Genomic DNA, 24,345 nt, shown 5'->3' with positions numbered 1-24,345 from the left:
TATCATGCCCTTCCCCATCAAAGAGGTACGCGCCGCGTACCCCGCACTCTCCGACGGTCACGCCTATCTCGACGGCGCCGCCGGCACCCAGGTCCCTCAGTCCGTGATCGACGCCATCGCCACCGCCTACCGGACGGGGATCGGCAACGTGGGCGGCACGTTCCCGGCCAGTCACCGCTCCGACGCGATCGTGGCCGCCTGCCGCGCCGCCGTCGCCGACCTGGTGGGCGGCCGGCCGGACGGCGTCATCCTCGGCCCCAACATGACGACGCTCACCTATCGCCTGTCCAGGGCGATCGCGGGGCCGGGCGACGAGGTGGTGGTCTCGCGGCTCGACCACGACGCCAACGTCCGGCCGTGGACGCAGACCGGCGCCACCGTACGGTGGGCCGAGGTCGATCCGGTCACCGGGGAGCTGCCGGTCGAGCAGTACGCCGGCCTGATCAACGAGCGGACCAGGGTGGTCGCGGTCAGCGCGGCGAGCAACATCCTCGGCACCCGTCCCGACGTGGCCGCCATCGCCGAGCTGGCGCACCGGGCCGGGGCGCTGATGTACGTGGACGGCGTGCACGCGACCCCGCACGGGCCGGTGGACATGGGGGCGATGGGCGCCGACTTCTACGCGACGAGCGCGTACAAGTGGGGCGGGCCGCACATCGGCGCGGTCGTCGCCGATCCCGGGCTGCTGGAGACGCTGCGTCCTGACAAGCTGACGCCCTCGCCCGACACGGTGCCGCAGCGGTTCGAGACGGGCACGGCGGCCTTCGCCGACCTGGACGGCGTGACGGCCGCCGTGGACCACCTGGCCGCCATGGTGCCCGGCGCCGGCACCCGCCGCGAACGCCTGCTCGCTTCCATGGCCGCGGCCGAGGAGCACGAGCTGGGGCTGTTCGCGGAGCTGGTGGCGGAGATGGAGTCGATGCCGCACGTGACGCTGTACGGCAAGCCCGCCCGGCGCACCGCGACGGCCTACTTCAACGTGGCCGGGCACGAGCCGCGCCGGGTCGCCGAGCACCTGGCGAAGCTGGGCGTCAACGTGTGGAGCGGGCACAGCTACGCCTGGGAGCTGACCGGGGCGCTGGGCATCCGCGACTCGGGCGGCGCGGTGCGGGCGGGCCTGGTGCACTACAACGACCGTACGGACGTCGAACGCCTCCTCGACGGCCTGACCCGCCTCCGCTGATCCGCGGCCCGCACGACCCCGGGGTCACCGCACAGCGGCCATGACGCCGGCGTGGGGTGGCCGGCGCTCCCCTATCGGTGCTCAGCCCTTGTGGCGCTCCCCGACCGGTGCTCAGCCCTTGTGGCGGTCCAGGAACGTGACGATGCGGTCGAGGACCGCGGGGCCGTGCGGGCTGCTGAACAGGGCGGAGGCGTGCAGGCTCTCGCCCGGGATGACCATGGTCTCGTTGGCGGCCGCCTTCGTGGCGGCGGCCTGCGCGGCGGCGAGGTCGTCCGCGCCGCCGTAGCCGTCGTTCTCCGAGCCGATCTGCAGGAGCGGGACGGTCAGCCGGGCGGCCTGCTCCGGCTTGATCTGCCCGGACAGCGCCACCACCCCCGCCACCACCCCCGCCGCCTCCGAGCCGAGCTTGAGGGCGGCGGGGACGGCGGTGGTGGCGCCGATCGAGCCGCCGACGAGGAAGACCCGCTCGACGCCCTTCTCCTTGGCCAGCCTGCGGGCGAGGGCGATCGTGGTGTCCTCGGGCAGCATGGCCGAGTCCCTGACGTACAGCAGGACGCGGTAGCCGGCCGCGACCAGCCGGTCGGACAGCGGGCGCCAGCTGCAGACGGTGCCGCGCCGCTCGTACGTGATGACCACGCCGACCGGGCCGTCACCGGCGATCACGGCGGGCATGCCGTGGGCGTGCTTGATGATCTTCCCGTCCGCCTCGGTGAAGCACCCGGAGACGTTGGGCCCGGTGGGGATCGGCGACGGGCTCGTGACGGCACCGGCCGAAGGGCTCGGAGCTGACGGTGCCGCGCCGGTGCCGACCGCGCCCCCGCAGGCCGTCAGCACCAGCACCAGCACCCCTAAGACCGCCGATGAACCCGTCCACCTGCGCATGGCCGCCTCCTCCCGCCAAACTATGTCAGAACTGACATAGAAGCAACGGCACCTTATCCTTGGTCGGACCATGACCTCAACGACCTCGCCGGCCTCGACGCCCCCGACGCCCCCGACGCCCTCGACGCTCGGCTTCGCGATCCTCGCCGTGCTCGCCCGGGGCAACCGCACCGGATACGACCTCGCCGCCGCCATGCGCAGGCCGGTCGGCTACTTCTGGACGGCCCGCCACAGCCAGATCCACGCCGAGCTGCAGAAGCTCAGGGCCGCCTGCCTCATCGCGTACGAGTCGGAGCACGGGCCGGGCCCGCAGGACAAGAAGGTCTACCACCTGACGCCCGAGGGCCGGCGGGCGCTGCGCGCGTGGGTCACCGAGCCGCCGCGCGAGCGGCCGGAGCGTGACGAGCTGGTGCTGAAGGCGTACGCGTCGTGGCTGGCCGAGCCGGGGATGGTGCGGCGGATGTTCGCCGAGCAGCTGGCCGCGCACGAGGAGCGGCTGGCCGAGTACGAGCGCCACGAGGCCTCCTTCGGCGGCCCGCCCGCCCTCGGCGACCCGCGTTTCGGCAACTACGCGACCCTGCTGTGCGGCCTCGGCTACGAACGGCACCGCATCGAGTGGTGCCGCTGGATGCTCTCCCGCCTCGACGACGACGCGTGACCCAGGTCAGGCGGGTTCGATGGCGGGGATGTCCTCGCAGGCCGGGAGGCGGACGACGAAGCGGGCGCCGGACGGGCAGTCCTCGACCGTCAGCGTGCCCCCGTGCGCGACGCAGGTCTCCCGGCTGACCGCCAGGCCGAGCCCGCTGCCGCCGGGGTCGAGCCGCTGCCCCTCGGCCAGCCGGACGAACGGCTCGAAGACCCGCTCGCGGTCGCCGGGCGCGATGCCGTGGCCGTCGTCCTGCACGACCAGCACGGCGTGCCCGTTCCGGCGCGCGATGGAGACGTCGATCCTGGACCGGGCGTGCCGGCGAGCGTTGGCGAGGAGGTTGTCGAGCACGCGCGAGAGCTGCACGCGCGAGCCGAGCACGACCGGGTGTCCGGCCCGGTGCAGCTGGATGCAGGTGCCGGTGCGCGGCTGGGCCGCCAGCTCCTCCTCAACCAGCGCGGTGAGGTCGATCGGCTGGTACGCGACCGGCCCCGTGTCCTTGACCTTGGTGTAGGCGAGCAGGTCGTCGATGATCGCCTGGAGGCGCTCGGTGGTGCGCAGCGTCAGCCGCAGCGCGGAGTGTGAGTCCACCTCGTGGGGGTACATGAGGGCCTCCTCCAGCTGCACGTGCAGGCCGGCGACCGGGGCGCGCAGCTCGTGGGAGACCAGGGAGGCGAAGCGGCGCTGCGCGGTCACCGCCTTCTCCAGCCGGTCGAGGTAGAGGTTGGAGGTGCGGGCGAACCTGGCGATCTCGTCGTCGCCGGGCGGGGTTGGGACCCGCAGGCTGAAGTCGCCGGCGGTGGCCTCGCGCATGGTGTCGCTGATCGTGCGCACGGGGCAGAGCATGCGTCCCACGACCACCCAGGTGACCCAGGCCGCGGCCGCGGAGGCGATCAGCACCGCGGCCGCGAAGCCGATCGGCATGTACGGCATGGTCAAGGCGAGCGGGAGGGTTTCGCCGGCGATGATGTAGTGCTCCTGGCCGCCGAACAACGTCTGGGCCACCGGCCCGTCGAACCGCAGCACCGCCACCAGAAGGCACGGGCTCTGCTCGGGGCAGGCCATGACGTCCTCGAGGCGCTCGCCGAGTGCGGGCCGTACGTCGGTCAGCGGCGGCAGGTGCGACGCGGCGTCGTTGGCCGCCACCACCCGCCCCTCCTGGTCCACCAGCTGCAGGTAGTCGGTGCGCAGCTGCGGCTGGGGCTGCGGGTAGTGGCCTGGCGCCATCTGGTTCGCCCAGCTCAGGATGTCCTGGCGCAGGCCCTCTTCGATGTCCTTGGTGATGCTGTTGCGGATGCCGAGGACGACGAGCGTGGCGACGATCGTCAGGACGACCAGGAACAGCAAGCCGACCCAGCAGGTGTAGCGCGCGCGGATCGACCGCAGGAACGGCCGTCGCCGTCCCGCTCGGCTCAGCCCCATGCCACCACCTCCTCGAGTGGCCGCGATCGGCCGGCCCGGCCCCGGGCGAATCGTTCGATACGCTCCCCCCGTCATGGTCTCGGCAGGTGTTTGAGCAGCAGCAGCGCGATGTCGTCGCCGCGCTGCTCGGCGGCGGGCGCCTGGTCGAGCATGGCCTCTCCCAGGCTGGGCAGCGCTTGCGGGCCCGCCTTGGTCAGGTGGGCGGCCAGGCGGGCGATGGCGTCACCGAGGTAGACGCCGGGCGCCTCGATCAGGCCGTCGGTGTAGAGGGCGAGCACGGCGCCGGGCGAGAACGGCACCTGCATCGTCGGGTACTCCGCGTCGGGGTCGATGCCGAGCAGCGGCCCAGGCGGCACGTCCACGGGCTCGGCGACGCCGCCGGGTGCGCGCAGCAGGGGCGGCGGGTGCCCGGCGTTGGCCACGGAGAAGGCGCGCAGCCGCAGGTCGAGGTGGAGCAGCAGGCAGCTGGTGAACAGGTCGGTGTCCAGGTCGAGCAGCAGCCGGTTGGCGTTGCGCAGCACCGTGCCGGGGTCGGCGTCGGGGTCGGTGGCGGTGGCGTGGATCGCGGTGCGCACCTGCCCCATGAGGGCGGCGGCGGCCAGGTTGTGGCCCTGCACGTCGCCGATGACCGCCACGGCGGCGTGGTCGTGCAGGCGGATGAGGTCGTAGAAGTCGCCGCCGATGCCGACGCCGCGGGTGGCGGGCACGTAGCGGGCGGCCGTCTCCAGGCCGTCGATCTCGGGCAGGCGGCGCGGCAGCAGGCTGGTTTGCAGGCAGTGGGCGGCGTTGTCCTTCGCCTCGTACAGCAGGGCCCGGTCGAGCGCCTGCGCCATCATGCCGGACAGGGACGTGAGAGTGGCCCGGTCCGCGCAGGTGAAGGGATGCGGCTGCCGGAAGGCCACGATACAGGTGCCGGTCAGCCGGTCCGACAGGGACAGCGGCAGGAACGCCCACGCCTGCATGTCGTCCGGGTCCAGTGCGGGCTGGTAGCGGTCGCCCATCTCCTGCCGGTCGCCGAAGAACCTGGCCTCGCCGGTCCGCGCGACCTGGCCGGTCACAGTGCTGAGGTCCGCCGGCAGCCCGTTGAACCGGTCGAGGAGCTCGCGGCTGAACCCGTGCGACCCGAGTGCCCGCAGCCTGCCTCCCTCGGCGAGGAAGACCGCCATGGAGTGCACCCCGCAGGCGGCCATCATGTGGTCGCTGACCAGCTCCACGACCTGGCGCACGGTGAGCGCCCTGGTCAGGGTGGCGGCCAGGTGCAGGAGCTCGTGCAGGTGGTGCGGCTGCGGGTGCGCCGAGCCGTCGCCGAGCGCCGTCTGGCCGGTGGTCACGAGGTGCAGGCTGACGCCCGAGGGGTCGGGGTGCAGGCGGGCCTCGACGGTGGTGCCGCCCGACGTGGCGAGCCGGCACGAGGTGGGCTGCTGGCCGACCACGGCGTGCCTGAAGCGCTCCTTGAAGGTGGGGCCGCGCAGCCAGTCCACCGCCTCCCACAGCACGCGGCCGAGCAGCGCGGTGGGTGCGCTGCCGAGCAGCGCGGCGGCCGCGTCGTTGAGGTAGGTGATATGGCCGTTCAGGTCGAGCGAGACGCAGCCGTCCCGCAGCCGGTCGGCGAAGCCGAAGGCGGCGAGCGAGCGCCCCATGTCGGAGGGACGCGGCGGCAGGGGGGTCAGCGTGCGGGGCTGCGGGGTGACGGGGGGCCGCTGCCCGTCCTCCGCCGTCTCGGCGAGCAGGTCCTGCATGCGGCGGGTGGCCTCGTCGACCACCCCCAGCTCGTACGCGCCCAGCCGCGGCGCCTGCGACGACGACCACATGAGCACCCAGGATCCGGCGACCCGGCCGCCGACTCTGAGCGGCGTGGCCAGGACGGAGAAGTGGTACGGCACGAGGAAGGCCATGGAGGGGAAGCGGCGGGCCAGCTCCTCCAGGTCGGGCACCCAGACGCGCTCGCCCTTGCGGACGGCGACGGTCGCGGGGACGCCCGCCTCGGCCCGCAGCCTGCCCCACTGCCCGATCATGGGGCCTGGCAGTCCGAGCTGGGCCTGCATGAGGAGCACGTCGTCGTCGGCGTCCAGCAGATAGAGGACGCCGATGTGCGCGCCGGTCGCGCGCGCCGCGTGAACGAGCGTCTCGTCCACTGCCGAGGTGGCCGGAGGCCCGGCCGGCCGGAGCCGGTGAGACGCGCTGAGCCACTCGGTCCCGCGCGACAGCATCGGCTCCTCACGCCTCCCTACGCGAGCCATACGGTTACGGTATCTACCGCTTTGTACCGATAGGGGAATGCTTGTCGTAATCTGACCCGTTTCCGGGGTGCGGATGGCGCTCTTCAAACCCTCCCATGGCGTGCCCGCCCGCCGATGCGGCGGACGGGTCCCGCACCCCTTACCAGGCGGCTACTCCGCGAGACTTCCGCAGGTAAAGCCCTTCTCCCGGTCGGGCGAGAACATCTGCACCTCGGTGAGGATCGTGCTCTCTGAGAACTTGCGGAAGGTCAGCGCCCTGTCGCAGTCGTAGACGGCGTAGCCGCCCTCGTGCTCGCCGAGGATCATCATCCAGCGGCTGTCGTAGAGGGGCTTGCCGCTGCTGTCCTGGAGCTTGGCCCACTGCGTCTGGAAGCCGACGGCGTCCAGCAGCGCGGTCGACTCGCCCTTCTCCAGCACGTTGATCGCGCCGTAGATCATCTGGATCATGAGGATGTAGCCGAGCCCGATCCCGGTGAGCGCGCCCACCAGCACCTTCAGCCCCGCCCTGCCGATCGGCTTGCGGCGCAGCAGCCGGAACGGCACCACGTACGCCAGCACGCCGAGCCCGCCCGCGATGAGCACGTCACCGGCCTCGACCGAGATGGAGGCGGTGGGGTCGGCGGCGTCCAGCGCGGTCATGAAGTACATGAAGCCCAGGTACGACGCGCCGGCCCAGGCGGCGGCGAGCACCGCGACGATCCACGGCTGCCTCCGCATGCCCTGCACGGCGCGGCCGGCCAGGCCGCGGGTGACGACGTTCAGCAGCCAGGCGACGCTGATGAGCAGGCCGGTGACGATCGCGCCGAGGATCAGCAGCGGCAGGATCGTGCCGAGCAACCGGCCGAGCAGCACCGACTGGTCGATGCCGGCCTGCTCGGGGGTGATGCCGAAGATGCCGTACATGCCCTGGTAGCCCATGTAGAGCAGCGCGTACAGGGTGACGCCGAGCGGGACGACGACGGAGCCGACCTTTTCCAGCAGGTCGAGGACGCCGACCTTGTCCTCGGCCTCCTGCTCGGGAGCAGCGGACGTTAAGTCCGGAATATGAGTATCCGCAGAGTGAGCGGTATACGACGGAGAAGTCATGGCCTGGGAGCATAGGGGATGATCACACCGCTCAAGGGCGATTTCGCCGCGCCAAGCGAACGTGCCGTCAGTGGTGGTCGTCACAGTCCGCTCGTGTCCGGATCCGGACACGACCTGGGAAAACGGGCGATGTCGATCGCAACGTGTGCCGGATTACCGGCGGGATTCTGTCAAGTCACGCGGGTCCCCCGGTCAAACCCCGCTGTTTACACTCCGGTTCGGAACCACGCTCTTTTACGGCGCCGTTCCCGCTCGTCACCCGCCGGGGAGGGTCATGGCTCTCCCCCCGCGCGCCCGCGGACGGGGTGACCCGACGGCCTCCCGGGCGGTGCGGCCGAGCCCGCGCAGCCCTCGACGAGGAGGTCCTTCCGTGTCATCCAGTGCGCTCTTATCCCGCTTACGCCGGCTGATCACCGTCGCCGCCGGTCTGAGCCTGGTCCTGGCAGCCGCCCCGCTCTCGGGCGCCGCGGCCGCGGCCACCCCCGACCCGCCGGACAAGAAGTGGACGGCCATCCCGCTCACCCCTTCCACGGTGGTGGACGGCGCCAAGTCACCGACGGGCAAGCTCGCCGAGAGCGACCCCGCGCTGCTGCGCGCCACCTCCCCCGCCCCGGTCAACGTCGTCGTGAAGCTCGACTACGACTCGCTCGCCGCCTACCAGGGCGGCCTGCCGGGGCTCGCCGGCACCAGCCCGTCCGTCACCGGCCGCGCGCTCGACACGCGCAGCGCGGACGCTAGGAAGTACGGCGAGCACATCGCGGAGGTCGAGAACGCCTTCCTCGCCGAGCTGAGGTCGAAGGTCCCTGGAGCCGTCGTCGGCCAGCGACTGCGGACCGTGTACGGCGGCATCGCGCTGCGCATCCCCGGCGACAAGGCCGACGAGGTGCTCAAGCTGCCCGGCGCGGTCGCCGTCCAGGAGGACAAGCCCGAGCAGCTGCTGACCGACTCCAGCCCCGCCTTCATCGGCGCCCCCACGATCTACAACAAGCTGGGCGGCGGCACCGGCACGGCGGGCAAGGGCGTGATCGTGGGCGTGCTCGACAGCGGCGCCTGGCCCGAGCACCCGTCGTTCGCGGATCGGCCCGGCCTGCCCGCTCCCCCGCCGACCAAGGACGGCACGCCGCGGGCGTGCACCTTCGGCGACAACCCGACGACGCCGGCGAACGACCCGTTCACCTGCACCAACAAGCTGATCGGCGGGCAGCCGTTCCTGGAGACGTACAACGCGGTGTTCGGCGGCGAGGTCTATCCCGACAGCGCCCGCGACTCCAACGGCCACGGCACGCACACCGCGAGCACCTCGGCCGGCGGCCCTGTCGCCGACGCCAACCCGCTCGGCATCAGCCGCGGCCCCATCCAGGGCATCGCGCCCGGCGCGGCCGTGTCGGTCTACAAGGTGTGCGGCCTGGAGGGCTGCTTCCCGTCCGACTCGGCGGCGGCGGTGGCGCGGGCCATCCTGGACGGCGTCCGGGTGATCAACTTCTCGATCTCCGGCGGCGACGACCCGTACAGCGACCCCGTCGAGCTGGCCTTCCTCGACGCGTACGCGGCGGGCGTGCTGGTCGCGGCGTCGGCCGGCAACGCGGGCCCCGGCGCGGACACCACCGACCACCTCGGCCCCTGGACGACCACGGTGGCCGCCTCCACGCAGACCAGGACGTTCCAGACCACGATCAAGCTGCACGGCGGTCCCACCCCGGTGACGATCAAGGGCGCGTCCATCACGGCGGGCGTCTCCTCGCCACTGCCCGTGGTGCTCGCCTCCGCGCCGCCGTACTCGCGGCCGCTGTGCGACGTGCCCGCGCCCGCCGGGCTGTTCACCGGCAAGATCGTCGCCTGTGAACGCGGCCCGAACCGGGTGCTGAAGAGCTTCAACGTACGGCAGGGCGGCGCGGCCGGGATGATCCTCTACAACAGCTTCCCGTTCGACGTCTTCACCGACGCCCACTGGCTGCCGTCGGCGCACCTCGACAAGCCGGAGTCCGACACGCTGCTGAGCTTCCTCGCCGCCAACCCCGGCGCCACGGCCTCGTTCGAGCAGGGCGCCAAGAGCACGTGGCAGGGCGACGCGATCACGCACTTCTCCTCGCGCGGCCCCGGCGGCGACTTCCTCAAGCCGGACGTCACCGCGCCGGGCCTGCACATCATGGCGGGCATGACGCCCACGCCCGAGTCGCCGCTAGAAGGCCCGCCGGGCAACCTCTTCCAGGTCATCTCGGGCACCTCGATGTCGTCGCCGCACGTGGCGGGGGCGGCGGCGCTGCTGTTCGCGCTGCATCCCGACTGGACGCCTGGCCAGGTGAAGTCAGCGCTGGAGACGACGGCCAAGACGTCGGTCACCAAGCAGGACCGTACGACGCCGGCCGACCCGTTCGACATGGGCGGCGGGCGCATCGACCTGACCAAGGCCGGCGACCCCGGCCTGACGCTGGACGAGAGCGCGGACGGCTTCGTCGCGTCGGCCGCCGACCCGCTCAACCGCATCGACCTCAACCTGCCGTCGGTGAACGCCCCGACCATGCCGGGCGTCATCACCGCCAAGCGCACGGTGAAGAACGTCACCGGCAAGACGCTCACCTTCACCGCGTCGGGCAAGACCGTCAGCGGCGCCGCCGTCACCGTGCTGCCGCCGCTGTTCTCCGTCAAGCCGGGCAAGACGGCCAAGCTGAGCATCGTCATCACCGCGCCCGACCTGCCCGACGGGCAGTACTTCGGGCAGGTGAACCTCAAGCAGGTCGGCGGCTCCCGGCAACTGCACCTGCCGGTCGCCTTCTACCGGCAGGAGGGCGCGATCCCGGTCGACCAGACCTGTACGCCCGACACGATCGCCAGGAACACCGGCGAGTCCACCTGCACGGTCACCGTGCACAACGGCACCTTCCAGGACGCCGAGGTGACCGCGCTCAGCACGCTCGACTCCCGGCTGCGGCTCACCTCCGTCACGGGGGCGACCAAGGTCGGCACGCACATCGCGACCACGAAGAAGACGCTGGCCGCGACCCAGCCGCCGAAACCCGTGATCGCGCCAGGCGCGGGGCCGGCCGGATATCTGCCGCTCGACCTGTTCGGCGTCACCCCGTTCCCGCTCGGTGACGAGCAGGCGGTGAACTTCACCTCACCTGCGCCGTTCACCTTCGCCGGGAGCACCCACACCGTACTCGGCGTGACGTCCAACGGCTACAGCGTGGCCGGCGGGGCCACCTCGGCCGACATCTCCTTCATCCCGCAGACACTGCCCGACCCGGCGCGGCCGAACAACGTGCTCGCCCCCTACTGGACCGACCTGAACGGCACGGGCGCGCCCGGCATCCTCGCCACGGTCCTGACCGACGGGACGAACCGCTGGCTGGTCGTCGAGTGGCGGGTCAACCTCTACGGGACGAACGAGCTGAAGGTGTTCCAGCAGTGGATCGGGATCAACGGCACCGAGGACATCAGCTACGCCTACGACCCGGCCAACCTGCCCGGCGCGCCGCCCGCCGAGTACGGCCTGACCGTCGGGGCCGAGAACGCGGAGGGCACCGCCGGCAGCCAGATCGCCGGACCGCCGGCCGAGGACCTCGTGGTCACCAGCACCCCGGCCGTCCCCGGCGGGACGCTGACGTACACGATGAAGGTCAAGGGCGTCAGCAGGGGCGCCGGGACCGTCACCACGGCCACCTCGACCCCGCAGGTCAGGGGCATCACCGTGGAGGTGGACCGGATCAACGTCCAGTGACATGACGGGCCGCGGGCGGCTCCGGCCGCCCGCGGAAACCGCGGCGATCTCCATGGCCGCCGGGCCCGCGGCGATCTCCATGGCCGCCGGGCCCGCGCGATCAGCCTGCTCTAGACGGTCTGGTCGGTGGGGCGGATGAGCAGCTCGTTGACCGCGACGTGCGGCGGTTGCCCGACCGCGTACACGACGGCCGCGGCGATGTCCTCCGGCCGGAGGGTGCGCATGGCCTCGCCCATCTCGCGCGCGACGGCCCGCCGCGCCGGGTCGGTGATGTGGCCGATCAGCTCGGTGGCGACGAAGCCGGGCTCGACGACGACCACGCGGACGCCCCTGGTGGTGACCTCCTGCCGCAGGGACTCGGCGAACGCGTTGACGCCGAACTTGGTGGCCGCGTAGACGCCGCCGCCGGCCGAGGCGATGCGGCCCGAGGTCGAGGAGACCTGCACGACCGTGCCCTTGCTCGCCAGGAGGTGGGGCAGGGCGGCGTGCACGGCGTACATGGAGCCGAGCAGGTTGGTCTCGACCATGCGCACCCACTCTGAGGTGTCGGCGCCCTCGATGGGGCCGCTGAGCATGACGCCGGCGTTGTTCACCAGCACGTCGAGCCTGCCGAAGTGGTCGACGGTCGCGGCCACGGCCGCGCGTACGGACTCCCGGCCGGTGACGTCCAGGTCGAGCGGGAGCAGCTCCCCCCGCGCCTGGCCTGCCAGGTCCTTGAGGCGGTCCGCGCGCCTGGCTCCGGCCGCGACGCGGGCTCCGCCGGCCGACAGCGCCAGGGCGGTGGCCGCGCCGATGCCCGACGACGCGCCGGTGACGAGGGCGACCTTGCCCGCGAGATTGTGGTTCATGTGCGTCCTTTCCGCAGCTCACCGGCCCGCTTTCACGAAACGGACCGGCTGGTCAGCTTCACCGTAGCAGCTAAACGGACCGCCCGGTCACCTTGGCCGGTAGACTGGCCGGCATGAGCGCGAAGCCCCCTTCGACCCGCAGCGACGCGGTGCGCAACAGGAAGCTGCTGCTCGACGTCGCGGCCAGGACGTTCGCCGAGCGCGGCGTCGAGGTGTCCATCGGCGAGATCGCGCAGCGCGCCGGAGTGGGCAAGGGCACGGTCTTCCGGCACTTCCCCACCAAGGAGGACCTGCTGGCGGCGATCATGCTCGACCTGCTCGACGAGCTGATCGGCACCGCCACAGGGCTGCTCACCGACGACGACCCGGTGCGGGCGCTGCGCGCGTTCATGACCGCCGGGGTCGAGGCGTTCGTCAGGGACCGCGCGTTCTGCGACGTCATCGGCCGTCCCTCGCTGCAGAGCCAGGAGGTGCGCGACGCGATCCACCGGCTCTGCGAGGTCGCCGAGCGGCTCACCGCCCGCGCCAGGGAGCGGGGCGCCGTGCGCCCCGACGTGACCGGCATCGACGTCGCCCTCCTGCTGAGCGGCATCCAGCACACCGCGGCGCCGCTGCTCGACGCCGACCCGCAGGCCTGGCGGCGCTACCTGGAGCTGGCCTTCGACGGCCTGACCGCCGTCACCGGCCGTCCGCTGCCCCACCCGCCCGGCCGCCTCACTCTGTAGGGGAACCCTCTTGACCACATAGCCGTTTCGCTGGACGCTCGAAGGCACCCGGCTTGATCGACGGATCTTCCCCGGCTGGCCGCGCGACCACGTCCGAGGTGGACCACGCCGAGAGCACCATGGCGCGCGCGAGAGGGTGAAGGTCGAGTGACCATCGCGGAAGAGCTGCTCCTACTCGCCTACGACAACGAAGGCCGCCCGGCCGTCACCACGACCTGGCTGGATCCCGCGATCGCCGCCGCCGTGCTGGCCGAGCTGGTCGTGCGCGGCCGGATGGAGCTGTCGGGCAGGAAGCTGTCCGTCCGCGACCCCGCCAGGCTCGGCGAGGACGAGCTGGACGCGGCGCTCGCCCTGATGGGCACCCGCAGCAGGCGGCCCGTCTCGTGCATCCAGCTGCTGGAACGGCACGGCCTACGCCGGCGGCTGCTGGCCCGGCTGGTGACGGGCGGGGTGCTGGCCGAGACGCGCGGCAAGGCGCTCGGTCTCTTCCCGGTCAGGCGGTGGCCGGAGGCGCGGCCCGGCGGGCGGGCCGAGATCAGGGCCCGGGTGACGGCGGTGCTGGCCGGGGCGGAGCCCGACGCCCGTACGGGGACGCTCGTCGCGATCCTGCACGCCGACCGGTACACCCGCACGTTCTTCCCCGGCTACGACGACCGGCGCTTCAAGGAGGTCTGCGAGGGCGGCTGGGCCGCCGAGCCGGTCAGGCGCGCGGTGTCCGTCATCGCCGACGCCGCGCTCTACGCCATGGCCGGGGAGTGACGGCCGCTCGGGTGACGGCGCGGGTCAGTAGCTCGGCGGGGTGGCGGCGATCAGGAAGTCGGCGGGTTCGTCGCCCGGGTTGAGGTAGCGGTGCGGCAGCGCCGAGTCGAAGTAGCAGCTGTCCCCCGCCTCCAGCAGGTGCTCGGCCCCGGCGACCTCCACCACGAGCCGCCCGCGCAGCACCAGCACGCACTCCTCCGACGGGTGCGTCCACGGCTCGGCGGCCGACGAGCCGCCGGGCAGCAGGTGGCCCTCCAGCACCTCGAGCCGCCCGTGACCGGGTGAGACGCGCGTGTAGGAGATCCCGCCGGCGGGCGATTTCACCACCATCCGCCCGCCGCGCCTGACCACGGCCACGGCCTCGCCGTCCGGCTCCTGGAACAGGCTGAACAGCGGCAGGTCCAGCGCCTTAGCGATCTTCCTGAGCGTCTCCAGGCTGGGGTCGGCGAGATCGCGCTCGACCTGGCTGATGAGCCCGCTGGACACGCCGGTGGCGGCGGCGAGCTGGGCGAGGGTCAGCCCGCGTTCCGTACGGAGCTGCCGGATCCTGGCACCGATCACCCGGCGATCCTATATGCCTTCAATCCCATTAAATCGGTATTGACCTGGTTAAAACTCCCCGGATAGGGTGCCCGAAATGTCGCACCTCTTGAACCCCGCCCAGTTCCGCGCCGAGTTCCCGTCCCTGGACGGCTCCGTGCACCTCGCGAGCTGCAGCCAGGGCGCGCTGTCGTCGCGGCTGGCGTACGCGCTGCAGGAGATCGGCCACTCGCTGCGCGAGGAGGGCGCCCCCTGGGGGACCTGGATGGGGCAGGTCGAGCGGGCCAGAGAGCGGTTCGCCCGGCTGATCGGCGCGAAGCCCGGCGAGGTGGCCGTGCTGTCGTGCGCGTCGGAGGCCGCCTTTCAGGCCGCCTCCTCGCTCGACTGGGCGCGGCGGCCCGGCATCGTCACGACCGACCTGGAGTTCCCGTCGATCGCGCACGTCTGGCTGGCCCAGCAGCAGCGCGGCGCCCAGGTCAGAGTGGCGGCCGACAGCGGCGAGCAGGTGGCGGCGGAGGCGTACGAGGAGCTGATCGACGAGCGCGTGGGCCTGGTGTCGGTGCCGCTGCACACCTACCGCAACGGCGCCCGCCTGCCGGTCGAGGACGTCGTACGGCTGGCGCACGAGCAGGGCGCCCGGGTCTTCGTGGACGCCTACCAGGGCGCCGGCGTCACCCCGATCGACGTGCGCCGGCTCGGCTGCGACTACCTGGTGTCCGGCTCGCTCAAATACCTGCTCGGCCTGCCCGGCATCGCCTTCCTGTACGTGCGCGGCGGGCTGGAGCAGCAGCGCGCGCCCGAGCTGACCGGCTGGTTCGGCCGTACGCAACCGTTCGCGTTCGACCCCCGCCTGCTCGACTTCCCCGGCGACGCCCGCCGCTTCGAGACCGGCACGCCGCCCGTCCCGTCCGCCTACGCGGCCAACGCCGGCTTCGACCTCATCGAGCGGATCGACCTGCACGACGTGCGGCGGCACGTGTCCGAGCTGGTGGACGAGCTGGCCGAACGGCTGACGGCGGAGGGCGTGAAGGTGGCCTCGCCCGCCGGTGCGCGCGGCCCGCAGGTGGCCATCGCCGACGACGCCCCCGACCGGCTGGCCGCCGCGCTGGCCGAGCGGCGCATCTGGACGGCGCCCCGCGGCGACCTGCTGCGGCTGTCGTTCCACTACTACAACGACCGCTCCGACGTGGACGCGGCCGTCGCAGCCATCAGCTCCTGCCGCAGGAGCTGACCACCCCCTTCGTCGAGAGGTACGCCGTGGACGAGAACGCATCCGGCCTGCAACGCCGGCTGACCGGGCGCCAGCTCACCATGATCGGGCTGGGCGGGGCCATCGGCACCGGGCTCTTCCTCGGCTCCAGCCTGGCGATCTCGCAGGCGGGCCCGGCGACGATCGTCGCGTACGTCATCTGCGCCGCGGTCGCCCTGGTGATCGGCTGGTCGCTGGCCGAGATGGTGGTGGTGCATCCTGAGGCGGGCGCGTTCGGGGTGATCGCGCATCGCTATCTGGGGCCGTGGGCCGGGTTCGTGGTCCGGTGGACGTACTGGACGATCCAGGTCATCGCGATCGGCGGCGAGGTCATCGCGGCCGGGATCTACGTGCAGTTCTGGTGGCCGTCGCTGCCGCTGTGGCTGCCCGTCGCGGTCTTCTCCGTGGTCGTGCTGGGGGTGAACGCGGCCGCCGTCCGGCTGTTCGGGGAGATCGAGTACTGGTTCGCGATGATCAAGGTGGTCGCGATCATCGTGTTCATCCTGCTCGGCCTGGTGCTGGTGACGGTCGGCCTGCCCAGCGCCGGCGCCACCGGCCTGACGAACCTCACCGCCCACGACGGCTTCCTGCCCAACGGGATGAGCGGCCTGTTCCTCGCCATGGTGTTCGTCCTGTTCAGCTACATCGGCACGGAGGTCGTCTCGGTGACCGCCGCCGAGTCGGAGAACCCCGTACGCGACATCCCCCGCGCCGCCCGCCGCATGATCACCCGGCTCGCCCTGTTCTACGTGGTCGCCATCGCGATCGTGCTCACCGTGGTGCCGTGGACCACGACGGCCCAGGGCGGCTCGGTCACCGAGAGCCCGTTCGTCACCGTCTTCAGCGCCGCCGGCGTCCCCGCGGCGGCGACGGTGATGAACTTCGTCGTGCTGACCGCCGCCCTGTCCAGCGCCAACACGAACCTCTACCTGACCACCCGCATGATGCACTCCCTGGCCGCCAACGGCTACGCCCCCCGCTGGACCGGCCGCCTGAGCGCCGCCGGCGTACCCCGCAACGCCCTCGCCCTGTCGGCCCTCGGCCTGGCGCTCGCGGCAGGCGTGTCGGCGGCCAGCGAAAGCGGCGCCTACCTGGCGCTGTTCGGCGTCTCGGTCTTCGGCGCCCTGGTGGTCTGGCTCCTCATCCTCGCCACCCACCACGCCTTCCGCCGCACCCGCACCGCCCAGGGCCTGCCACCCTCCCCGGTCCGCTTGTGGGGCGCCCCGGTCACATCGGGCGCGGTGATGCTGTTCCTGGCCGCAGTGATCATCTCCACCCTGTTCATCGAGCCCCTGCGACCGGCATGGTGGGCAGGCATCCCGTTCTTCATCGTCGTCAGCATCGCGTACGCGGTGACGTCCCGCCGCACTCGATCGGACGCGGCCCGGACCGGATGAAGGTATTTCCACAAGCAGCCGGCGACTCCATAGCGAGAGGAAACGATTACTCTACGTGAGGAGTTGCCCACGATGCGCCCCGTTCCCGGCCTGGACCCCGTATGGTTCCTCGAACTCGAGGTCACCACGGCCTGCCAGCTCAAGTGCCGGCACTGCTACAACAGTTCGTCCCCCGCAGGTACGCACGGCACCATGACCCGCGGCGACTGGGAGCACCTGCTCGACAGCGCCCCTGCCGCCGGCGTCCGCCGCGTCCAGCTCATCGGCGGCGAACCGTCCATGCACCCGCATTTCCTGCCGCTGGCCCACCGCGCCCTGAGCGTCGGCCTGGAGTTGCAGGTGTTCTCGAACCTGTACTGCGTCACGCCGGCCCTGTGGGCGCTGTACCGCGAGCCGGGCGTCACCCTGGCCACGTCGTACTACAGCGACCGCCCTGAGCTGCACGACCAGGTCACCGGCCGTCCCGGTTCCCATCGGCGGACGCGGGCCGCGATCAGCGTCGCACTGGAGTCCGGCGTCCCGCTCAAGGTCGCGATCGTCGAGACGTTCGAAGGGCAGCGCGCTCACGAGGCGCACGCCGAGATGGCCGCGCTCGGCGTGAGCAATCTCGCTCCCGTCGACCGGATGCGCGGCATCGGCCGCGCCATCGAAGGTGAACCCTTCAGCGCGCATGTCAACGAGCTGTGCGGTCAGTGCGGCGACGGCCGCGCCGCCGTCTCGGCTTACGGGGACGTCACCATGTGCGTCATGGCTCGGTTCCTGCCCCCGGCGGGGAACGTCCGCGACACCCCGCTCCGCGAGATCCTGCACGGGCCATATTGGAACGCTCTCCTGCCGCTGGTGCCGCGCCGCGGCGACAAGCCGCCCTGCGCGCCGATCTCGGAGTGCCCGCCGGCGTCGGACGGCAACGACTGCCCGCCAGCGAGCACCGAGTGCGAAGGCAACGCGCTCGTGCCGCCCGTCGCCAGGACCGTGAGCGGTGACCGGTGAGTACGCACACCGGGCGGCTCAGGGAGGAGGGATACTGCCTCATGGGCTGGAGGGAGTTCGCGGGCCGGCTTGCCGCTGAGGTGGCGCCGGCGGGGTCGCGGTGGCGGGGTGCGGTCGGGAGCATTCCGCGTCACCCGTTCGTGCCCCGCTGGTGGGCCAGGACGCCCGAGGGGTGGCGGCTGCGTGTCGGTGCCGACGATCCCGGGGCGTGGCATCGCGCCGCCTATCGCGATTGGACGCTGGTCACCCGGGTCGGTGACGTGCACGCCGACCGCGCCGGCCCCGGCGCCGTCCTGCAGGGGTCGGCGACGTCGTCGTCCACGCTGCCCGGGCTGCTCGTGCAGATGTTCCGGCACGCTTGCCTCGACGACTCGCCGACCGTGCTGGACGTCGGCACCGGCACCGGTTACGGCACAGCCCTGCTGTGTCACCGGGTCGGCGACACCCGCGTCACGGCGATCGACGTGGACCCCTACCTGACGGCGGCCGCCGAACAGCGGCTGCACGAGCACGGCCTGCGGCCTCGGCTGCTGACCGCCGACGCCACCGGTCCGATCGACTGGGAGGGGGACCGGATCGTCGCCACGGTGGCCGTCCGGCCGATCCCGCCGTCGTGGCTGGCCGCATTGACGCCGGACGGCAGGCTGGTGACCACGATCGCCGGGACGAGCCTGATCGTCACGGCCGACAAGCAGCCGGACGGCGGCGCCGTCGGCCGGGTCGAGCACGACCGGGCCGCGTTCATGCGCAGCCGGGCCGGCGTGGATTATCCGGCGCGGGACTCGTCGGTGCTCGAACGTGCCCGCCTCGAGGACGGCGAGCAGGTCGAAGGCAGCCCGTATCCGGTGATGGACGTGGTCAACGGGTGGGACGTCGCGACCATGCTGGACCTCGCCGCGCCCGGCATCGAGCACCGGTTCACCACCGACGAGGCCGGTGCCGGCCGGGTCGCGCTCATGGCCCACGGCGACGGGTCGTGGGCCCGCGCCGAGGAGCGCGACGGCGAGGTGACCGTCCACCAGGGCGGTCCGCGCCGCCTGTACGACCTGCTCGACCAGGTGCGCGAGCACTGGCTGAGAGCCGGCGAGCTGCCGATCCGGGGCGCCACCGCGACGATCAGCCCCGAGGGGGAGATCACGCTCCGGCGCGGCACCTGGACGGCGGCCATCGGCCGGTGACCGACCTCCTCCTGAACGCCGTCCGCCCGAGGGGCATCGGGTAGAGTACCGGGCATGCATGTGTACTTCCTCTGAGGACGACGCGGCTCGCCCCGCCCGCCACGGGCGCGGCTTGAGCGCTCCCGCGTCAGCTCTCACCTTTCAGGTCCCCGCGCCGCCGCGTGCCGCGCCGGGGCCTGCTTCCCGGAGGAAGTATGTCCATCGACATCGTGCTGCCCGCCCGTGCGCGGGCGCAGCTCAACGCCACCGGCCTGCACCTCGCCCGTGGTGGCCGGCCCGTCCTGTCCGGCGTGGACGTGACCGTCTCGGCCGGCGACCGGCTCGGCGTGGTCGGCGAGAACGGCCGTGGCAAGACCACGCTGCTGCAGGTGCTCGCGGGCACGCTCGCGCCCGACACGGGCACCGTGCACCGCGTCGGCACCATAGGGGTGGCCGACCAGGAGATGCCGGTCGGCGACGACCGTACCGTCGGCGATCTCATCGACGCCGAGCTCGCCCCGGTACGCGCGGCGCTGCGGGCCTTCGAGTCGGCCACGCTCGCGCTCGCCGAGGAGCGGCCGGGCGCCGAGCAGGCGTACGCCACGGCTCTGGAAGCCGCCGAGTCGCTCGGCGCGTGGGACGCCGACCGGCGCGTCGACGTCGCGCTCGCCGCGCTGAACGCCGTGAGCGACCGTGCCAGGCCGCTCGCCGGGCTGTCCGTCGGGCAGCGTTACCGGATCCGGCTGGCCTGCCTGCTCGGCGCCGGACACGATCTGCTGCTGCTCGACGAGCCCACCAATCACCTCGACGCCGCCGGGCTCGACCATCTGACCGCCGCGTTGCGCGCCCATCCGGGCGGGCTGGTGCTGGTCAGCCATGACCGGGCGCTGTTGTCTGACGTGGTGACCACCGTGCTCGACCTCGACCCGACGAGCGACGGACGGCCGCGCACCTATGGCGGCGGGTACGCGGGTTACCGCGAGGGCCGCAGGGCGGAACGCGAGCGGTGGGAGACGGCGTACCGTGACCAGCAGCTCGAACGCCGGCGGCTCGCGCAGGACCTGTCCGAGGCACAGAACCGGCTGGTCACCGGCTGGCGTCCGGACAAGGGCACCGGCAAGCACACCCGCGCCACGCGGGCCCCCGCCCTGGTCCGCGCCGTGCATCGGCGGCAGGAGGCGCTGGAGGCGCAGGTGCTCGACGTACCGGTGCCGCCGCTGCGCTTCTCGATGCCGCACCTGGACGCCCCGCCCGGTGCCGCGCTGCTGCAAACCGCCGACGTGACGCTCGATCCCCGGCTCACCACGCCGCAGTCCCTGCTGCTGCGGGCCCGCGACCGCCTGGTGGTCACCGGGCCGAACGGCTCCGGCAAGTCGACCCTCATGCGCCTGCTCGCCGGGGAGCTCGTCCCTGGCTCTGGGACCGTGCAGCGCGGGCGGGGCGTGCGGGTCGGGCTGCTCGGCCAGGAGTCGCCGCCGCCGTCCCGGCTGCGGGCTTTCGAGGTGTACGAGGCCGCGGTCGGCCGCTTGGTCAGCTCAGGACGCCTTGCCGAGGCCGACATGGTCGGGCTCGGACGGCTCGGACTGCTGCCCGCCGAGGCGGCGCACCGGCCGGTCACCGAGCTGTCGGTCGGGCAGCAGCGGCGTCTCGACCTGGCGATCCTGCTGGCCGAGCGGCCTCACGTGGTGCTGCTCGACGAGCCCACCAATCACCTGTCCATGGCTCTGGTGGAGGAACTGACCCAGGCGCTCGCCGGTACGGGCGCCGCCGTCGTCCTGGCCAGCCATGACCGGCAACTCCTCCGCGACACGGCCGCCTGGCCCCGTCTCCACCTGGACGGCTGAAGCCGGGGACCCCTCCCGGGGCGGGGTGGTTAGCGTGACGAGACGCGTACGGAGAGGAGACGATGCCACCATGGCCCCAAGCCACCCCCCGCCCTCCCTGCTCCCGGCCCTGCCCCCGCTCAGCCCGTCCATGCCCACGGCACCTGCGCCCATGTCGTTCGTCGCCCCTCCCCTACCGGCCCGGTACGGGCGGGGACGTCGCGTGCTGGCGGGGTGCGTGCTGGTGGGTGTGGTGGCGGGGTGCGGGGCGGCGGAGGAGCCGCCGGCCGCGGCCGCTCCCGCGAGCACGCCGGCCGGCACCGCCCCGACCTCCGCCGCTCCGGCCTCCACTGCTCCGACCTCCATCGCCGAGGCGTCCGCCACCCCGAGCACGAGCCCCACACCCTCGCCGTCCCCCTCCCCCACGAAGAAGCGCAAGGCCACCAGCCGGGTGAGGGACTGCTTCGACGGCGACTGCCTGCTGCGGGTGTCGGGGCCGGTCACCATCCGCCTCAACGCGAAGAAGTTCTACTACCGCCAGTTCCACATCCTGGACGTCGGCAAGAGCTCCATCACGTACCTGGTGGAGTATCCGCACGGCGGCGGCGCGCAGGCGACGCTGGGCAAGGGCGGCACGTCGAGCTTCGGGTTCCGCAAGCGGCCGACCGTGGAGGTGAGCCTGGTCTCGGTGAAGAGGGGCAGGGCGCTGGTGTCGATCACGGCGGGCAAGCCCGGCTGACCCACGGCGGCATCGGGTCGCCATCTCCAAAATGTGCTCAAGTTTCGCCTGATATCAGGTTCTTTGTCCCCTTTGAGGGCAGGCGGCGGGCGATGTCCCTCGCCTGCACAGACGCGGCCTCGGGGAAGGAAAACTTGATCATGGCGAACAAGATGCGAATCGCTTGTGCCCTGCTCGCCGGGTACTACCTCGGGCGACGGCGCAAGCTGCGCACGGCGGCGGTCCTCGTGGCGGCCGGGCTGGCCGGAAAGGCGTCCGGGAACGGCGGCGGGCTGCTGTCCCAAGGGCTCAAGACTCTGGGCTCGTCGGCCGATCTGGGCCAGTTGACCGAGCAGCTCCGTGGGGGCCTGCTGGAGGCGGGTAAGGCCGCGACCAGCAGGCAGATCGACTCGCTGAGCGACAAGCTGCACGAGCGCGCAGAATCGCTCAGGTCGCCAGGGGACGCCGAGGGCTCGGAGAAGCCCTCCGAGGCGACGGGCGACACCGCCTCCTCCAACGGCTCCCCCCAGAACGGGGCCACGCACGAGCCCCAGAACGGGGCCACGCACGAGGCGCAGAACGGAGCTCACAACGGGGCTCACGACGAGGCGCAGAACGGGGCCGAGAGCGGGGCCGAGAGCGGGGACGGCAACCAGAACGAGGCCGAGCGGGAGCCCGCCGGACCGGAGCGAGCGCGGCGGCAGTCCCGTGCCATCCGGCGGACCTCCATGCGGAGGTGAGCACAGGTGGCTGAGGAAAACGCGAGACGGCACACGAGCGCGGCCCGCCCCACGGTCCGGCGGGTGACACCTACGGCGGGCAAGGCCGCGGGCGCGGGCAAACGAGCAGCCAGCAGCCTCGGCAAGGCCGCCGGCGCGGCGAAACGGGGCACCGGCGCCGCGAAGGACACCACCGGCCAGGCCACGGGCACAGCGGCAGGCGCGGGCTCGAAGGCGACCGGCACGGCGAAGCGCGCCACAGGCACGGCCACCGGCGCCGCGAAGCGGACGGCAGGCACCGCCACCAGCACCGCTTCGGGCGCCGCGAAGGGGGCCGGAGGCGCAGCCGAAGGTGTCACCGGCGCCGCCAAAACAGCGGGCGAAGCGACCGAGGGGGTCGCCAAGGGAGCCGGAGGCGTCACCGGTGCCGCCAAGGGGGTGACGGGTGTGGCCAAAGGAGCCGCGGGTGCCGCCAAGGGGGTCGCGGGCACGGCGGCGGGCGCGGTCAAGGGAGTCGGCAAGGAGTTCCTGGCCGCCCTGCCGACCGACCGGCTCGCCGGCGAGGCACGCAACCTCATGCACGCCGCGATCGGACGCGTGGTCTCGGCGGCGGGTGACAAGGTGGAGAACCTCACCGGCCGCCTGACCGACTACGCGGAGCACGGGGGCGGCAAGGGCCTGGTAGGCGCGCTGACCGGCTCGGGCGGCTCAGGCGGCTCAGGCGGCTCAGGCGGCTCAGGCGATTCCGGTGACTCCGGTGGCGGCGGCAGCGTGCTGGGCGGCGTGTTGAAGGGCGGCTTCAAGGGCGGCCTGCAGAGCATCATGCAGAAGATCACCGGAGGTGGTAAGGGCGGTAAAGGCGGCTTCGAGAAGGTCACCAACATCGTCGAGACGATCGACGTGGGTGCGCCGCGCCGCCTGGTGTACGACCAGTGGACGCAGTTCCAGGACTTCCCGACCTTCATGAAGAAGGTGCAGACGGTCAAGCAGGAGTCCGACGAGAAGCTCACCTGGAAGGCGCAGGTCTTCTGGTCGCACAGGAGCTGGACCTCGCAGATCATGGAGCAGATCCCCGACCAGCGCGTCATCTGGCGCTCGGAGGGGCCGAAGGGCCATGTGGACGGCGCGGTGACGTTCCATGAGCTGAGCGACGACCTCACCCGGGTGCTGGTGGTGCTGGAGTACCACCCGCAGGGCCTGTTCGAGCGGACCGGCAACCTGTGGCGGGCGCAGGGCCGTCGCGTACGGCTGGAGCTCAAGCACTTCCGCCGCCACGTCATGTCGCACCTGCTGCTGCACCCGGAGGACGTCGGCGAGGGCTGGCGCGGCGAGATCCGCGACGGCGAGGTGGTCAAGGACCACGAGACGGCGATGGAGGAGGAACGCGCCGCCGAAGAGGAGGAAGAGGAGTTCGAAGAGGAAGAAGGCAAGGAGCCCGAGGAGGGCGAGGAGCCCGAGGAGGGCGAGGAGCCCGAAGAGGGCGAGGAGCCCGAAGAGGGCGAGGAGCCCGAAGAGGGCGAGGAGCCCGAAGAGGGCGAGGAATCAGAAGAAGAGGAAGAGGAAGAGGAAGAGGAAGAAGGCAAGGAAGAAGGCGAGCAGCCAGGCCGTTGACAGGCGCCCGGCCCGAGCACGGAGCGGAGGCGAAGCGACCCGTGCCACGGCTGGACGACCGGTCCGAGCCACACCCATGAACGTGCCCGCCCCCGGCTCAGCGGCCCGGGGACGGGCACTCGGCAGCGGCCGGCAGCAGGGCGAGCAGCGCGATGACGGCGAAGGGCAGGGCGACTTCTCAGCGCAACTGGTCGCGCAGCCACTTCGGGTCAGGGTTGACGTGCGGCTCGCCCGCCAGCACCACGGTCGGCACCGTCTCGTCGCCGCCCGTGATCGCGCGGACCGCCGCCGCTCCCTCCGGGTCGCGCCAGATGTCCACCCAGTACGCCCGCCGCGCGGCACGCCCCAGCCGGAGCCGGAGCCGCATGCAGTAGCGGCAGCCCGGCCGCCAGTAGACGACCGCCCGCCCGTCGGCGGCGCTGCGCCGCCGCGCCTCCTCGGCATCGACCGGCCTGGGGAACGCCAGCGGCGACAGCAGCAGGCCGAGCAGCGCGTACACCACGAGCACCACCGCAGCCTGCACCAGGTCGCCTCTCGCGACCTGCCAGGCCGCGATCGCCGCTCCTAACGCCAGGAGCAGGCCCGGCACCTTCCATCCGCGGCTCACGGTTGAGCAAGCTATCGGAGCGCCG

General features: G+C 72.4%; 20 protein-coding genes. 13 read left to right on the top strand and 7 right to left on the bottom strand.

Annotated features, from left to right (window positions below):
- Positions 1-4: 4 nt before the first annotated feature.
- Positions 5-1,183: a cysteine desulfurase-like protein gene (locus tag AB0K12_RS43785; RefSeq protein WP_364574433.1), complete on the top strand. Its 1,179-nt coding sequence runs from the start codon at positions 5-7 to the stop codon at positions 1,181-1,183.
- Between the two features lie 111 nt (positions 1,184-1,294).
- Here the strand turns inward: AB0K12_RS43785 and AB0K12_RS43780 are convergent, their stop codons facing one another.
- The gene (locus AB0K12_RS43780; protein WP_364574431.1) at positions 1,295-2,065 is read right to left on the bottom strand and encodes a hypothetical protein; all 771 of its coding nucleotides are present in this window, start codon (positions 2,063-2,065) and stop codon (positions 1,295-1,297) included.
- A 70-nt stretch (positions 2,066-2,135) separates the two neighbouring features.
- On the opposite strand from AB0K12_RS43780, the gene AB0K12_RS43775 reads away from it, so the two are divergent.
- Positions 2,136-2,723 (top strand): PadR family transcriptional regulator, encoded by a 588-nt coding sequence (locus tag AB0K12_RS43775; protein ID WP_364574429.1) that lies wholly within the window; start codon positions 2,136-2,138, stop codon positions 2,721-2,723.
- A gap of 6 nt (positions 2,724-2,729) precedes the next feature.
- On the opposite strand, the gene AB0K12_RS43770 is transcribed toward AB0K12_RS43775, so the two are convergent.
- From AB0K12_RS43770 to AB0K12_RS43760, 3 genes are all read right to left on the bottom strand, one after another.
- A complete protein-coding gene (locus AB0K12_RS43770; protein WP_364574427.1) occupies positions 2,730-4,133 on the bottom strand; it encodes a HAMP domain-containing sensor histidine kinase in 1,404 nt (467 codons plus the stop codon).
- 71 nt (positions 4,134-4,204) lie between these two features.
- On the bottom strand, positions 4,205-6,373 hold the full coding sequence (locus AB0K12_RS43765) for a SpoIIE family protein phosphatase (protein ID WP_364574425.1): 2,169 nt from the start codon (positions 6,371-6,373) through the stop codon (positions 4,205-4,207).
- Between the two features lie 150 nt (positions 6,374-6,523).
- The gene (locus tag AB0K12_RS43760) at positions 6,524-7,459 is read right to left on the bottom strand and encodes a hypothetical protein (protein WP_364574423.1); all 936 of its coding nucleotides are present in this window, start codon (positions 7,457-7,459) and stop codon (positions 6,524-6,526) included.
- A 370-nt stretch (positions 7,460-7,829) separates the two neighbouring features.
- Here AB0K12_RS43760 and AB0K12_RS43755 point away from each other — a divergent pair, with 370 nt between their 5' ends.
- Positions 7,830-11,177 (top strand): S8 family serine peptidase, encoded by a 3,348-nt coding sequence (locus AB0K12_RS43755; RefSeq protein WP_364574421.1) that lies wholly within the window; start codon positions 7,830-7,832, stop codon positions 11,175-11,177.
- Between the two features lie 110 nt (positions 11,178-11,287).
- Here the strand turns inward: AB0K12_RS43755 and AB0K12_RS43750 are convergent, their stop codons facing one another.
- Positions 11,288-12,025 carry an SDR family NAD(P)-dependent oxidoreductase gene (locus tag AB0K12_RS43750; RefSeq protein ID WP_364574419.1) on the bottom strand — a complete coding sequence of 246 codons (738 nt, stop codon included), beginning with the start codon at positions 12,023-12,025 and terminating at the stop codon, positions 11,288-11,290.
- Between the two features lie 113 nt (positions 12,026-12,138).
- On the opposite strand from AB0K12_RS43750, the gene AB0K12_RS43745 reads away from it, so the two are divergent.
- Complete coding sequence (locus AB0K12_RS43745; RefSeq protein WP_364574417.1) at positions 12,139-12,750, top strand: TetR family transcriptional regulator; 612 nt, start codon at positions 12,139-12,141, stop codon at positions 12,748-12,750.
- 147 nt (positions 12,751-12,897) lie between these two features.
- On the top strand, positions 12,898-13,509 hold the full coding sequence (locus AB0K12_RS43740) for a GPP34 family phosphoprotein (protein WP_364574415.1): 612 nt from the start codon (positions 12,898-12,900) through the stop codon (positions 13,507-13,509).
- A 24-nt stretch (positions 13,510-13,533) separates the two neighbouring features.
- Here AB0K12_RS43740 and AB0K12_RS43735 read toward each other — a convergent pair whose 3' ends face one another.
- A complete protein-coding gene (locus AB0K12_RS43735; protein WP_364574413.1) occupies positions 13,534-14,070 on the bottom strand; it encodes an XRE family transcriptional regulator in 537 nt (178 codons plus the stop codon).
- 76 nt (positions 14,071-14,146) lie between these two features.
- On the opposite strand from AB0K12_RS43735, the gene AB0K12_RS43730 reads away from it, so the two are divergent.
- The 8 genes from AB0K12_RS43730 to AB0K12_RS43695 all read left to right on the top strand — a co-directional run bounded on the left by AB0K12_RS43730 (position 14,147) and on the right by AB0K12_RS43695 (position 23,713).
- On the top strand, positions 14,147-15,280 hold the full coding sequence (locus AB0K12_RS43730; RefSeq protein WP_364574411.1) for an aminotransferase class V-fold PLP-dependent enzyme: 1,134 nt from the start codon (positions 14,147-14,149) through the stop codon (positions 15,278-15,280).
- 26 nt (positions 15,281-15,306) lie between these two features.
- Positions 15,307-16,695, top strand: a complete 1,389-nt coding sequence (locus AB0K12_RS43725; RefSeq protein WP_364574409.1) for an amino acid permease — start codon at positions 15,307-15,309, stop codon at positions 16,693-16,695.
- A 72-nt stretch (positions 16,696-16,767) separates the two neighbouring features.
- A complete protein-coding gene (locus AB0K12_RS43720; RefSeq protein ID WP_364574407.1) occupies positions 16,768-17,685 on the top strand; it encodes a radical SAM/SPASM domain-containing protein in 918 nt (305 codons plus the stop codon).
- Positions 17,682-18,863: a methyltransferase domain-containing protein gene (locus AB0K12_RS43715; RefSeq protein WP_364574405.1), complete on the top strand. Its 1,182-nt coding sequence runs from the start codon at positions 17,682-17,684 to the stop codon at positions 18,861-18,863. The genes AB0K12_RS43720 and AB0K12_RS43715 overlap by 4 nt, the downstream gene beginning before the upstream one ends.
- A 194-nt stretch (positions 18,864-19,057) precedes the next feature.
- Positions 19,058-20,686, top strand: a complete 1,629-nt coding sequence (locus tag AB0K12_RS43710; protein WP_364574403.1) for an ABC-F family ATP-binding cassette domain-containing protein — start codon at positions 19,058-19,060, stop codon at positions 20,684-20,686.
- A 70-nt stretch (positions 20,687-20,756) separates the two neighbouring features.
- Positions 20,757-21,404: a hypothetical protein gene (locus tag AB0K12_RS43705; RefSeq protein ID WP_364574401.1), complete on the top strand. Its 648-nt coding sequence runs from the start codon at positions 20,757-20,759 to the stop codon at positions 21,402-21,404.
- Between the two features lie 152 nt (positions 21,405-21,556).
- Positions 21,557-22,123, top strand: a complete 567-nt coding sequence (locus AB0K12_RS43700; RefSeq protein WP_364574399.1) for a hypothetical protein — start codon at positions 21,557-21,559, stop codon at positions 22,121-22,123.
- A gap of 6 nt (positions 22,124-22,129) precedes the next feature.
- Positions 22,130-23,713 (top strand): SRPBCC family protein, encoded by a 1,584-nt coding sequence (locus AB0K12_RS43695; RefSeq protein ID WP_364574397.1) that lies wholly within the window; start codon positions 22,130-22,132, stop codon positions 23,711-23,713.
- A gap of 178 nt (positions 23,714-23,891) precedes the next feature.
- On the opposite strand, the gene AB0K12_RS43690 is transcribed toward AB0K12_RS43695, so the two are convergent.
- Positions 23,892-24,320: a glutaredoxin domain-containing protein gene (locus tag AB0K12_RS43690; protein WP_364574395.1), complete on the bottom strand. Its 429-nt coding sequence runs from the start codon at positions 24,318-24,320 to the stop codon at positions 23,892-23,894.
- Between the last annotated feature and the right edge of the window lie 25 nt (positions 24,321-24,345).

It is taken from the genome of Nonomuraea sp. NPDC049419 (assembly GCF_040676995.1).
Taxonomy (GTDB): domain Bacteria; phylum Actinomycetota; class Actinomycetes; order Streptosporangiales; family Streptosporangiaceae; genus Nonomuraea; species Nonomuraea salmonea.
Note: the sequence above shows the minus strand (reverse complement) of the source record. Positions and strands in the feature narration are given on the sequence as shown.